The organism is Pedobacter jeongneungensis, assembly GCF_039538295.1.
Taxonomy (GTDB): domain Bacteria; phylum Bacteroidota; class Bacteroidia; order Sphingobacteriales; family Sphingobacteriaceae; genus Pedobacter; species Pedobacter jeongneungensis.
Genome location: NZ_BAABBY010000012.1, coordinates 103,256 through 116,415, shown reverse-complemented (window position 1 = coordinate 116,415; position 13,160 = coordinate 103,256). Strand labels below are relative to the sequence as shown.

The window sequence follows — 13,160 nt, the reverse complement described above, 5'->3', positions numbered from 1 at the left end:
TACAAAAATTGCTATTTTTATTCACAGTTTGATTTACCTGCCAAAATTTAAGGGCAATACATACCTATTTTTACAAAAACATGCAAGAAACTAAGATATTATGGGCCGATGACGAAATCGACCTGTTGAAACCACATATATTATTGTTGAATGATAAAGGTTATAATGTAACCACATTTACCAATGGAAACGACGCTTTGGAAGCATTTGGAAAAGACCATTTCGACCTGGTTTTTTTAGATGAAAATATGCCGGGGATGAGTGGTATCGAAACACTTTCGGCCATTAAAAATTTAAATCCTGATGTGCCGGTGGTTTTGATTACCAAAAGCGAGGAAGAAAATTTAATGGAAGATGCGATTGGTAGTAAAATTGACGACTATTTGATCAAACCGGTAAACCCTAAACAGGTTTTGCTTACCATAAAAAAGCTGATTGATAATAAACGTTTGGTGAGCGAAAAAACATCAATGGCTTATCAACAGGATTTCCGCCGTTTGGGCATGACTTTAGGCGACAGGCTCAATTACGAAGAGTGGGTTGATGTGTACAAAAAAATCGTTTTCTGGGAACTGGAATTAGAAAAATTAGATGATCCGCAGATGCATGAAATTTTAACCATGCAGAAACAGGAAGCCAATACCCAGTTTACCAAATTTATTGAAGAAAATTACCTCGACTGGATTAAGAATAAGGATAAGGCACCTTTGCTTTCGAATGAATTGTTGAAGAAAAAGGCTTTTCCGCATATTAACGATACCACCCCTGTATTTTTTATCCTGATTGATAATTTACGTTACGATCAGTGGAAAATCATCAATCCGTTAATTTCTGAATATTTCAGGATTGATGAAGAAGATATGTACACCAGTATTTTGCCTACGGCTACGCAATATGCCCGTAATTCAATTTTCTCGGGCATGATGCCTTTGGACATGGAAAAACGCTTTCCTCAGCTTTGGCAGAATGATGATGATGAAGGTGGAAAAAACATGCATGAAGAAGCGTTTCTGGCCGATAACATTAAACGGAGCTTAAGAAAAGATTGTAAATTCAGCTACAATAAAATTTTAACTTTTGAGCAGGGGAAAGACCTGGTAGATCAGACCAATAACCTGTTGCAGAACGATTTTAACGCCATTGTTTTCAACTTTGTTGATATGCTGAGCCATGCCCGTACCGATATGCAAATGATCAGAGAGCTGGCAAACGATGATGCAGCTTACCGCTCGTTAACTTTATCGTGGTTTGAGCACTCGCCGCTTTGGGATTTACTGAAAAAAATCTCTCAAAAGCAGGTTAAAGTGATCATTACTACAGATCATGGAACCATTCGTGTTAAAAAACCGGTTAAAGTAATCGGCGATAGAAGTACTAATACCAATTTACGTTACAAACAGGGCAGAAATCTTAATTTTAATGCGAAAGAGGTGTTTTTAATCAAAAATCCACACGATGCCTTGTTGCCGAAGATTAACATCAGCAGCAGTTATATTTTTGCAAGGGAGGATAGCTATTTTGTTTATCCGAACAACTACAACCAGTTTGTAAACTATTACAACGAAACCTTTCAGCATGGCGGGATTTCGTTAGAAGAAATGATTATTCCGGTGGTGACTTACTCTCCGAGGTAGTTTACTCCGCTCATGATCTCGTCATTTCGAGCGGAGAGCAGCGCAGTCGAGAAATCTATCTCGAGGTAGATCTCTCCGTTCCACTGCGTTCCAGTCGAGAGGACGGATAGTACGCAGTCGATAAATGACGATGTATATTAGGCAAAAGCAATGCAATTATGTGTTACTTTTACCTTTACAACAACTATTACAATAGAATTACCCCTATATTTTGTCAAACTGAAGCATTATTCTTAATTTTAGTTAGATTTTTAAACAACATGAATATATCAATAACTCAACTATATGCACTTTTAAGCGAAAAGCTTGATAAGGATACTGCAGAGCAGTTGACCAGTTATATCGAGGCGAAAGTTGATAAAACCGTAATTGATAAAACAACCCATTTAGCTTCTAAAGAAGATTTGGCAAATGCTAAAACGGATATGATTAAATGGTTTGTTGGCTTGTTTATAGCGTTGGCTTTAATGATTATCGGCCTTTACTTTAAAGGTTAATTGTATAATTGCTCTGATGATGACTTATTCGTCGAGCTAAAGTTATGAATTACATATTTAGTCGGTTGTCATCTTGAGCCTGTCGAAAGATTTTCAATAATTTACAGGCTATATGCTTTCAACAAACTCAGCCTGACTAATGGCAAAACAAATAAAGGCAAAAGCAATGCAATTATGTGTTACTTTTGCCTTTATTCTTTTAAAATGGATATCGAAGTAAATAGTTTAGCCGATTTACCTGTTGTGGCGCAACAACTTTCAGATTTTGCAGGCAGTGAGAAAGTCTTCATTTTCGAAGGCGATATGGGTGCCGGGAAAACCACTTTTATTAAAAATTTCTGTAAGCATTTAGGAATCGAAGATGTAGTTTCGAGCCCAACCTATTCTATCGTTAACGAATATGAAAGTCCGAATGGACCAGTGTTTCATTTCGATTTTTACCGGATAAAAGATATCCGCGAGGCGTATGATTTAGGCTATGAGGAATATTTTTATGGCGGTGGTACTTGTTTAATTGAATGGCCGGAAAGGGTGGAGGAACTACTGCCAGAAAACTACATTAAAGTAGAAATAAATGTAGTGGACGAGAACCGCAGATTATTCAGGCTTTTGAAGGTATAACAATTAGTTATCAATAAATTAACAGATTTTCCGTACCTTGAACAACCTAAAACTACCAAAATATTAATTCAACATGGCTACAGGATTACGCGAAGGAATGGCCGATATAGCTCGTCAGGGTTTATTACAAACGCAAGAAGCGAAGTTAGAAACCAGCAAAAAGAAAAACAGCCTTTATATAGGAATACCCAAAGAAATTTCTTTCCAGGAAAATAGAATTGCGCTAACGCCTCTATCAGTAGCTTTACTGGTAAATAATGGTCACCGCGTGGTTTTGGAAACCGGAGCGGGTATAGCAGCCAATTTTTCTGATAGCGAATATGCGGAGCAAGGCGCCAAAATTGCCTACGATAAAAAGGAAGTTTTCGACGCCGATATCCTGGTGAAAATTGCACCACCCATGTTAGAAGAAATTGAGCTGATGCACAAAGGCCAAACGCTGATTTCTTCTTTACAAACCGGAACTTTAAAACAGGATTACCTTAAAGCTTTGATGCATAAAAAAATCAATGCGTTATGTTTTGAAAATCTCCGCGACGAAGGTAATATTTTAAGCGTGGTACGGGCCATGAGCGAAATAGTTGGCTCTACCTCTATTTTAATTGCAGCAGAATACCTGAGCAATGTAACTGGTGGTAAAGGATTAATGTTAGGCGGTTTTACCGGTGTTCCACCCACTGAAATTGTGATTTTAGGTGCAGGAACGGTTGGCGAATATGCCGCAAGGACAGCTTTGGCATTAGGTGCTGAGGTAAAAGTTTTTGACAGTTCCATTTACCGCTTACGCCGTTTACAGAATAATTTGGGCAGCAGGGTTTTTACCTCGGTAATGCAGCCAATCGTATTAAATAAGGCCATTATAACCTGCGATGTGGTGATTGGTGCCATTCGTGCCAGCCATGGCCGTAGCCCTTGTGTGGTGATGGAAGAAACCGTTGCGCGGATGAAACCGCATTCGGTGGTAATCGATGTGAGCATCGATCAGGGGGGCTGTTTCGAAACCTCTGAAGTAACCAACCACACCAATCCGGTGTTCCGGAAATATGATGTGATTCATTATTGTGTGCCCAATATCGCCTCGCGTGTGCCAAGAACGGCTTCTTACGCATTAACGAATATTTTTGCGCCTATTTTACTAGATATTGGAGAATACGGAGGTTTGATGAACATGGTTTGGAACAACCCGGGGATTCGTGAAGCACTGTATATTTACCAGGGAAATTGTACCAATAAAGATCTGGCCGATATGTTTAATTTGCCTTTCAAAGATCTGGAACTGTTGGTGGTTTCGAATCAGTAGTTCATAATCCGTCATTTCGAGCGGAGTGCAACGCAGTCGAGAAATCTGTATAAACAGATCTCTCCATTCCACTGCGTTTCAGTCGAGATGACGTCCCTTTTTATCTAAGTCTGTAGATGTTAGAAAAATAATAAGCCATCTAAATATAGCCGTTTATGAAACTCAATTTATTGATTTTTTTTCTCCTTATCTCTGTTTCGGGTTCTGCCCAAAATAAACCTATCGCAACAAATAAACTTGCTGTGGTTAAATCTTATACTCAATATCAATCCTCTGTAAAATCGAATCCGAATAATGAGCTGGTTGAAATCAAAAAAGCAATTCCAAACATTAAGCTCGATATCCGCTACGCAACCAAAAATAATTTTATGCAGCAGGTAATGTATAAACAGGCGAGGGCTTTTGCCCGGAGGCCTGTGGTTGCAGCTTTAAAGAAAATCCAGAATGAATTAAATAAAAAAGGCTACGGTTTAAAAATATTCGATGGATACCGTCCATATGCCATTACGGTTGAGTTTTATAAAAAAGCAAGCGATAAGAATTTTGTGGCAAACCCGGCAAAAGGGTCTAAACATAACAGGGGCTGCGCAGTAGATTTAACGCTGATTAACCTGAAAACAGGTAAAGAATTGGTAATGCCAACGCCTTATGATAGTTTTTCGGCTGCAGCGGCGGCAAAATATGAAAAGATATCTCCGGAGGCTAAGAAAAACCGCGATTTCCTGATTGCGATTATGGCTAAATACCAGATGAATGTGTTAGAAAACGAATGGTGGCATTATGATTTTTCGAACTGGAAAAACTATGATTTAATGGATATTCCTTTCGAGAAATTGTAGTTCATTGCTATTGGGAGTATAACAATTCGTTGCATCATTCCGACTGAAGCGCAGCGAAACGGAGAAATCTATTTGTAGTATAATAACCGGCCTAAACTAAATTATCTACGCGTGGAGTAAGCTGTTACCATCCTACACTAATTGTTAGATCTTTAATATGTAAAGCGTCAGGTGGTAACACAAAACATCATTTGAATTACAAATGATGCGGCCTGCCGTATTGATCCATTTTAACCCTTGCTTTATCCTCTTTAACTGATAATTCAAAAATATAATCGTAATCATCATCGGTTAATTCTTCTTTTGGTCTTTTACCGCCAAGGGCTTCAATAATTTCGAGTACGGTATTAGAATGACCAGCCACCATCACCGTTTTGCCAGCATAATTGGTTTTAATGCTGTCAACAAGCGATTTTATATCTTTATAATCGATTACTTTTGGGATTACCAATGAATCCAGCGTCTGGTGAGTTCTTTTGGTTGGTGTGGTAAAAGCAACATCAAATTTTACCTTTTTTAAATATTTTGCTAAATCGGTAACACGGATTTTCCCCTCATCTGATAGGTTGGGGTCAGTATCCTGTGGGTTTGATTTATCCTTTTCAGCATGCCTGACAATCCACACGGTAGTGGTTTGTGCAGAAATTACATTGATAAAAAACAGGCTTAACGACAGGAATACAATCAGTTTTTTCATGTTTTAAATATTCAAAAATTAATTGGATAAGGAAAGGTTAAAAATTGATGGCAGCGATTAGCTTTTCGATATCTTCTTTTTCATGCCAGGCAGAAAGCACTATGCGGTTTAAAATTTCGTCGGTAGGGTTTGGATAAGGGAAAGACGAAATCAGGATTTGCTTTTGCAAAAGACGTTGTGAAAAATTTGTCTCACCCGGCAGATACACCGGGAAATCCCATTCAAACTTCCAGGTAAGATTTAATGCATCTTCGAACATTGCCATGTTGTTTTTCAGTTTGTTTAATGCTTTGTTATATATATCCCCTGCATGGATAAATGCATAAAGTGCGGCGGGGCTTGGTGGAGAAGCACCAATAAAAGTATTTGTACTTTTAAGTTTATCGATAATTTTACTGGAGGCCAAAACAATACCAGCATCTACCCCTAATGCTTTTGCCATAGAGGCAACCACTACATTTTCGATATTTTCTTGTTTGGGAAGATTTACAATGGCACCCATTCCATTATTATTTACGCCTATTCCATGCGAATCGTCAACAACCAGTATTATATTTTTATCGCTGCGGATTTCTTTTACAAAGTCGAAATCATAAATTTCTGGGATAAGATTATTCATGGAATTGCTGACCAAAACCCAGGTTTTTTCTTCAGCAGCATTGATCAGGCTTACCGTTTCCTTTTTCCAATCCTTAAATGCTTGCTGATGTGCCGGCTGATCAATTAACCAGAGCGCAGGGTGCGTAGCAGGGGCATAAATTACCTTACCTGACACAGATATAGCCTTAAGTGTAAGCTGTGCCGTTAAATATCCACTGGAGGTAATCAGTGCCGCTTCTGCTCCGTAACGTCCTGCCGCCACTTTTTCCGCTTCATCATAAATACCCAGTTGAATATTATTGGTACGACTGGTGCCGTTATTTAAACCAAATTTTTTGATTCCTTCAATATAAAGATTAATGAAATCCTGATTTTGTGGAATCCCCAGATAGGCCGTTCCGCCGAAATACAGGTAGGAATTTCCATCAATATTTATGGTGTTCGAAAAAGGCTGATTGATCGATTTAAAATCCGGCATTAAAAGTTATCATGTATATAAGTTACAATTCTCACCATTTCGGCCCTTACTTCTGCCGTTGGTTTTACAAAATTATTGTTCATAAAAGAATAGATATAGGTTTTCCCTTTTTTGGTCAAAACATAACCGCTCTGGTTATGAACACCACCAAGCGATCCTGTTTTTCCATAAACAAATGGTTTGTCGGTTTTTGGATAGGCGCTTTTTAAAGTGCCGCTTTTTCCTCCGGCAGGCAACATATCAAAAAGTTTTTCCGGATTATTAACCAGTTTATAAATAGAATCGAGCAAATAAACATTATCACGCGGCGTAAATAAATCTTGTCGCGATAAACCCGATCCGTCTACCCATTTAACTTTATCAGGCAGAAAAGAAAGGTAGTTTTTGGTAATGTGGTTAATGGCTTTTACAGTACTTAAGGTATCGCCAATCTGGTTGGAGCATACCAGCAATAAATGTTCAGCAATAAAATTATCGCTGGGCAGCATCATGTGTTTTAAAACTGAATCGCGTTTTGCACCCTGCAAAGTTTTCGTATTTGCCGGGATTTTAAGATTAATAAGGCCAACAGGTTTGTGCAAGGTATCAGCTAATATTTCAACGGTAACCTGAGCACTGGTTTTGTAAGGATTTTGCTGGTTGTAACCTGGTTTTACTGCAACGGCAGGATAATGGAAGCTATTGGTCAGAAAATCGCGGGTAACCTGAAAATTTCCTGTGGTTTTGGTCGAATCTGCTTTAAAACATGGAGCAAAAACCCTGGGTTCGATGTTTATTTTATTCGGACCGGCATAAGTAGAAGTTACCATGTTATCCATAACCGGCATTTCGGTAATTTCGGGTTGATAATAATAATCGTAATCATCCCAGGCCCAGCCATCGCCAAAAAAAGTGCCTGAATATCGTCCCGGGGCAAAAAACAGTTTTTTATTGGACTCGAGAAGAAAATTATAAGCCGATTTATCTTTCACGGCAAACTGTAAAAATGAGGGGTCGCCTGTTCCCCAAAAAATCAGCGAGTCGTTCCGTTCGATATATCTTAATGCCGGCATTAAATCTGGCAGCATTTTTAAACTGGCAAAAAAAGTGTAAAGTTTCGTGTTAGAGGCCGGGGTGAAATATTTATCGGCATCTTTCTCAAAAATCATCTTTTTATCGGTAGGGTTGTAAAGTGCAAAACCAACCTGGTATTGTTTAATTACCTGCGAGTTTTTAAATTCCTTAGCTACGTTTCTGGAAATGATTTTATTGGTAGAACAGCCCGCTAACAAGCAAATGGATAGTGTGAAGACAAGAAAAATAGGATTTTGATTTTTTAACCGGAACATCTTCTAAATTTAGGGATATAATTATCAACTAATTTATATAAATTTAGTTTAATGTTAACCAAATATAGTTCTGGTGTAATAATCTGTTTACGTAAACTGACCATTTGCATGGGGATGGTATTTCTTGTATTTTCTGTTTCCGGACAGGAATTCTTGTTTAAAAGGAACCGCCAAAAGCAATCCATTCCTTTTAAATGCATTAAAAACCTGATTGTTATTCCTGTTTATGTAGATGGAAAAGGGCCTTTTGATTTTGTGCTGGATACGGGTGTGGGACCGATGATTATTACCGATCCGTCTATTATCGATTCGTTAAACTTTAACATGCTCCGTAAAATTAAAGTTTCGGGGCTGGGCATCGAAACAGTTGAAGCCTATGTTTCTCAAAGTTTGGATGTAAAGGTGGGCAGTGCTGCTATAGAACACATTCCGACGGCCATTTTAAAAGAAGATCTTTTTAATTTATCCGGACATTTGGGACTCAAAATCTACGGTCTATTGGGTTATAGCTTTTTTAACAGTTTTATTGTAGATATCCGCTACAGCGAAAACCGCTTGATTATTTATGATCGGGATGCAAAGGTTAAATACCGCGGAAAGAAAATCTCGATTGAGATCGAAAACCAGAAACCTTATGTTATTGGTAATGTTGAGCTTCCGGATGGAAATTCGGTTAATGCCCGGTTTTTAATGGATACCGGTGCCAGCCATGCCTTATCGCTCGAAATGTTGCAGGGCGCTGAATTTCCTATGCCGGAGAAAAAAATCAAAGCCAATTTGGGCATGAGCCTTAGCGGACAGATTAAAGGTTACATTGGCCGGGTGGGTAAATTTAGCCTGGGAAACTATGTTTTTAAGGATGTTGTTGCCGGATTTCCGGATTTTAAAACCATTGCAGAAAAAATAGATTTATCCAAACGGAACGGGAATTTAGGTGCCGATTTGCTGCGGAAATTCAATATCCAGTTTAATTATGAAGAGGGCTTTATATACGTTAAACCGAATGGCTTTAGCAAAGCGCCTTTTGAGCACGATATGGTGGGAATGGTTATTTATCTTGATCAGAAGGAATATAAAAGGGTTCTTATTGGAGAAATTGACGAAAACAGTCCAGCAGAAAAGGCAGGATTATGCCCCGATGACGAAATTATCGGCGTCAATTTTAAAGGAGTTGAGGGCTATACCTTAAACGAACTTACCGATTTGTTTAAATCGAAGGCTGAAAGAAGTGTTATTTTTGAGATTTATAGGGGTAAAGAAGTGTTTTTTAAAGTAGTACGGCTTGAAAAAAGGATTTAATTAGCGTAATTTTCCGGTTACAAAACAATTGCTATGTAACAAGGCTCTAACTTTAACCTCTTATTATCAAGCAAACTAACTTTTATATACACATGAAGAAAAACTTTAGGGTACTTGCTTTTGCAGGTATCGTAGTACTTGGTGTAGCCGGATCAGGTTCGGTATATGCTCAGAAGAAGTCAAAAACCACAAAAGGCGCAACTCCTGCAACGCCAGCAGCGGCCCCGGCTGCAGCACCAAAGAAAGAAGGCATTAAACCATTTTCGGAAGTAATTACCTCAAAAGCAAGAACTACAAACGGTTTGTTCAAAACCCATAAGGTAGATGATAAATGGTACTTTGAGATCCCGGATTCGATGATTAACCGCGAAATGCTTGTGGTTACCCGTTTGGCAAAAGTGCCTGCAGGTGTAAAGGTGGGCAACCAGCAATATGGCGGTGAAGAATTAAACGAACAGGTTTGGAAATGGGAACGTAGGGGGAAACAGGTGTACATCCGCGTACCAAGCTATTCAACCAAGGCCGATCCAAACAGCGATATGTACGAATCGGTACAAAACTCTAATCTGGCGCAGATTTTAGCCAGTTTCGATATTAAAGCCTATAATAAAGATACCACTGGTGTAGTAATTGATGTTACAGATTTTTATAACGGTGATGTGATGGCCATCGGCGCTACCGATCAGATCCGTAAGGCCTATAAAGTAACCATGTACGATGCTACCCGCTCTTACATCGATACCGTAAAAACTTTCCCGATCAATGTTGAAGTAAAGACGGCTAAAACTTACCGTGCGGCAGAATCTCCAACCGATAACAGCAATGCTGCGGTAACTTTTGAATTTAATACTTCGATGTTATTGTTGCCAAAAATCCCTGTAAAAGCAAGGATTATGGACAGCAGGGTGGGGTTCTTCGGTCAATCGCAGATTGATTACGGAACGAATGCTCAAAAAGCAGAGCGTACAGCATATATTCACCGCTGGAACCTGGTTCCTAAAGATACCAATGCTTATAAACGTGGTGAGTTGGTAGAACCGGTAAAACCGATTGTAATTTACATCGATCCTGCAACACCAAAAAAATGGGTGCCGTTTTTGATCCAGGGGATTAACGACTGGCAGGTAGCTTTTGAAGCTGCAGGTTTCAAAAATGCCATTATGGGTAAAGAAGCACCTACCGCACAGCAAGATCCTCAGTTCAGTGTAGAAGATTCAAGGTATTCGGTTGTTCGTTACTTTGCATCTGATATTGCAAATGCTTACGGACCACACATCAGCGATCCGCGTACCGGACAGATTTTGGAAACACACATCGGTTGGTACCACAACGTAATGAATTTATTGCGCAACTGGTATTTTGTACAAACTGCAGCCATTAATCCTGATGTACGCAAAGCTAAATTTACAGATGAGCAAATGGGCGAACTGATCCGTTTTGTATCATCGCATGAAATTGGCCATACTTTAGGTTTACCGCACAACTTTGGTTCTAGTTATGCCTATCCTGTTGATTCATTACGTTCTAAAACCTTTACCGATAAACATGGTACGGCGCCATCTATTATGGATTATGCCCGTTTCAATTACATTGCACAGCCAGGTGATGGAGTAACCAAACTTCACCCTCAAATTGGCGAGTATGATAAATGGGTGGTAAAATGGGGCTATTCATGGATTCCCGGCAACAAAACCGCTGAGCAGGAAAAAGAAATTTTAGATCAGTGGACCTTGAAAAACGCAGGTAATCCTTTGTATTTCTATGGCCGCCAGGGTACTTCCTTAGACCCACGTTTACAGAGTGAAGATTTAGGTGATAATGCAATGAAAGCCAGTACTTACGGTATTGCCAATTTAAAACGCATTTTACCTAACGTAGAAAAATGGACTTACCAAAAAGGAAAAGATTATAGCGATTTAAAAGAAATTTATACCGAAATTGTTGGTCAGTTTAACCGTTATATGGGCCATGTAGCTACAAACGTTGGTGGTTTAAGCGAAAACTTTAAAACTTACGAGCAAAGCGGTCCGGTTTACGCTTACCTGCCAAAAGCAAAACAAAAAGAAGCCATCACTTTCTTTAACCAGCAATTATTTACTACGCCATTGTGGTTAATCAGTAACGAACAGTTAAGTAAATTTGATAACGGCGTATTGTTAAACCGCATTAAAGGCGTTCAAACCAATACATTGGGCAATCTTTTATCAGCACCACGTATTGCCCGTTTATTAGATAACGAAACCAAAAATGGCTCGGCAAAAGCTTATACCTTACCAGAATTATTTACAGATTTAAGATCATCAGTATTTGTAGCCGGAAGGGCAGATGCCTTTAAACGCAACTTACAACGTGCCTATGTAGACCGTTTGCAAGATTTAATGACCAAAGAATCGGAACTTCCGGTAGGTTTCCCTGTAGAGTATGCAGCAAGTTATGGCTTAACGCCAATTAACGTTGGTTTATCAGATATCAGGCCATTGGTTAGGGCAGAGTTAAAAACTTTATTGGCTACCACCAAAGCAAGAGCTGCTGCAGGCGATGCCATTACAAAAGCACATTACGAAGATTTAAGTATCCGTATTAAAGATATTTTAGATCCGAAGAAATAAATGATAGAATGAGTGAATGATTGAATTAGAGAATGATTGAATTGCGATGCGCCATTCAATCATTCAAAACTCACTCATTCAAAATTCAAAAAAGCGGAGCAGATCATTAAATTGATCGCTCCGCTTTTTATTTACACCAAACCTCGCGATTCATCATCTCGACTGAAACGTCCCGAATATTCGGGAGAGAGATCTATCCTGATAGATTTAGCTTCGCTGAGCACTTACCTGGTTCTCAACTCCGTTTCAATCCGCTCGAAATGACGGCGTTATTAAATAGCCCTTTGTATAATTCTTGATGCTTTAACTTAAACAACACAACAGTTTTCTAATTTTATACTAAAACAAGGTTATGCTTAAAAAACTATTCTTTGCACTTGCATTACTTACTTCCGGTTTCTCCGCTTTTGGCCAAAATGCCGATTCTATTACCGTTGTAAAGGCTAAATGGCAGAGAAATAAGATTGCCAAGCAGGTAATTTTATTCAGGCATCATTTTGATCAGAAAAACCTTTTTGCCGCTAATGAAAACATCTCTTTCCTGGAAATAAAAAACACCGGTCGTAAAGCTGTATTTGCCATTGGTGCAGAAGAAAAGGAACTGATTACCACCAGTAATTTCGGCTTAAGAGATACCGCGATTGCTGCGGTAAATGGCAATTTTTTTGATGTAAAAAACGGAGGATCGGTAGATTTTGTGCGTGTAAACGGAAAAACAATCAATACCAACCGCTTAGATAAAAACGGAAACAGGGCCAGGCATCAGGAAGCAGCAATCGTAATTGATAATGGAAAAATCTCCATTAAAAAATGGGATGGATCAGCTGATTGGGAAACAAAGTTAAGTGAACAGAACATTTTGCTTAACGGACCGTTATTAACCTTAAATAATATTGATGAAACTTTAGATACCGCTGGTTTTAACCGCTTGCGTCATCCCCGTACCTGCCTCGGTATAAAACCCAACGGAAGGGCAATTCTTTTAACTGTTGATGGAAGAAACGATAATTCGGCAGGGATGAGTTTGTTCGAGCTCACCAAATTAATGCGCTGGCTGGGCTGCACTTCTTCCATAAATTTTGATGGTGGCGGTTCTACCACTTTATGGGTAAATGGAATGCCCGATGGCGGCGTAATCAATTATCCAACCGATAATAAAAAGTGGGACCACGAAGGCCAGCGGAAAGTAGCCAATGTTATTTTAGTAAAGAAACAAGCTAAAAGATAAAACTCCTTTAACAGCAACAAGCCTAAAAAA

Annotated in this window: 11 protein-coding genes; 8 read left to right on the top strand and 3 right to left on the bottom strand. The window is 39.0% G+C overall.

Translation table 11 applies throughout. The annotated features are described in order from the left end of the window. Nucleotides 1-80 precede the first annotated feature (80 nt). From porX to ABD769_RS21125, 5 genes are all read left to right on the top strand, one after another. Nucleotides 81-1,634 carry a T9SS response regulator signal transducer PorX gene (porX, locus tag ABD769_RS21145; protein WP_344853349.1) on the top strand — a complete coding sequence of 518 codons (1,554 nt, stop codon included), beginning with the start codon at nucleotides 81-83 and terminating at the stop codon, nucleotides 1,632-1,634. Between the two features lie 260 nt (nucleotides 1,635-1,894). Continuing rightward, a complete protein-coding gene (locus ABD769_RS21140) occupies nucleotides 1,895-2,131 on the top strand; it encodes a hypothetical protein (RefSeq protein ID WP_344853348.1) in 237 nt (78 codons plus the stop codon). Nucleotides 2,132-2,335: 204 nt separating this feature from the next. Beyond that, nucleotides 2,336-2,752 carry a tRNA (adenosine(37)-N6)-threonylcarbamoyltransferase complex ATPase subunit type 1 TsaE gene (gene tsaE, locus ABD769_RS21135; protein WP_344853347.1) on the top strand — a complete coding sequence of 139 codons (417 nt, stop codon included), beginning with the start codon at nucleotides 2,336-2,338 and terminating at the stop codon, nucleotides 2,750-2,752. A 73-nt stretch (nucleotides 2,753-2,825) separates the two neighbouring features. Then, on the top strand, nucleotides 2,826-4,052 hold the full coding sequence (locus ABD769_RS21130; RefSeq protein WP_344853346.1) for an alanine dehydrogenase: 1,227 nt from the start codon (nucleotides 2,826-2,828) through the stop codon (nucleotides 4,050-4,052). A gap of 155 nt (nucleotides 4,053-4,207) precedes the next feature. Next, complete coding sequence (locus ABD769_RS21125; protein WP_344853345.1) at nucleotides 4,208-4,891, top strand: M15 family metallopeptidase; 684 nt, start codon at nucleotides 4,208-4,210, stop codon at nucleotides 4,889-4,891. 196 nt (nucleotides 4,892-5,087) lie between these two features. Here ABD769_RS21125 and ABD769_RS21120 read toward each other — a convergent pair whose 3' ends face one another. Genes ABD769_RS21120 through ABD769_RS21110 form a run of 3 tightly spaced genes read right to left on the bottom strand, consistent with a single transcriptional unit; the run spans nucleotide 5,088 to nucleotide 7,994 of the window. Next, the gene (locus ABD769_RS21120) at nucleotides 5,088-5,588 is read right to left on the bottom strand and encodes a phosphoglycerate mutase family protein (protein ID WP_344853344.1); all 501 of its coding nucleotides are present in this window, start codon (nucleotides 5,586-5,588) and stop codon (nucleotides 5,088-5,090) included. A 37-nt stretch (nucleotides 5,589-5,625) separates the two neighbouring features. Beyond that, nucleotides 5,626-6,666: an aminotransferase class I/II-fold pyridoxal phosphate-dependent enzyme gene (locus tag ABD769_RS21115; RefSeq protein ID WP_344853343.1), complete on the bottom strand. Its 1,041-nt coding sequence runs from the start codon at nucleotides 6,664-6,666 to the stop codon at nucleotides 5,626-5,628. Continuing rightward, a complete protein-coding gene (locus ABD769_RS21110) occupies nucleotides 6,666-7,994 on the bottom strand; it encodes a D-alanyl-D-alanine carboxypeptidase (RefSeq protein WP_344853342.1) in 1,329 nt (442 codons plus the stop codon). Before ABD769_RS21110 ends, ABD769_RS21115 begins: the two co-directional genes overlap by 1 nt. 51 nt (nucleotides 7,995-8,045) lie before the next feature. On the opposite strand from ABD769_RS21110, the gene ABD769_RS21105 reads away from it, so the two are divergent. The 3 genes from ABD769_RS21105 (at nucleotide 8,046) to ABD769_RS21095 (ending at nucleotide 13,130) form a co-directional block, all read left to right on the top strand. Beyond that, nucleotides 8,046-9,293 (top strand): aspartyl protease family protein, encoded by a 1,248-nt coding sequence (locus ABD769_RS21105; protein WP_344853341.1) that lies wholly within the window; start codon nucleotides 8,046-8,048, stop codon nucleotides 9,291-9,293. A gap of 92 nt (nucleotides 9,294-9,385) precedes the next feature. Then, nucleotides 9,386-11,902, top strand: a complete 2,517-nt coding sequence (locus ABD769_RS21100) for a zinc-dependent metalloprotease (protein WP_344853340.1) — start codon at nucleotides 9,386-9,388, stop codon at nucleotides 11,900-11,902. A gap of 352 nt (nucleotides 11,903-12,254) precedes the next feature. Further along, nucleotides 12,255-13,130, top strand: coding sequence for a phosphodiester glycosidase family protein (locus ABD769_RS21095; RefSeq protein ID WP_344853339.1), 876 nt, complete (start codon nucleotides 12,255-12,257; stop codon nucleotides 13,128-13,130). Nucleotides 13,131-13,160: the final 30 nt, after the last annotated feature.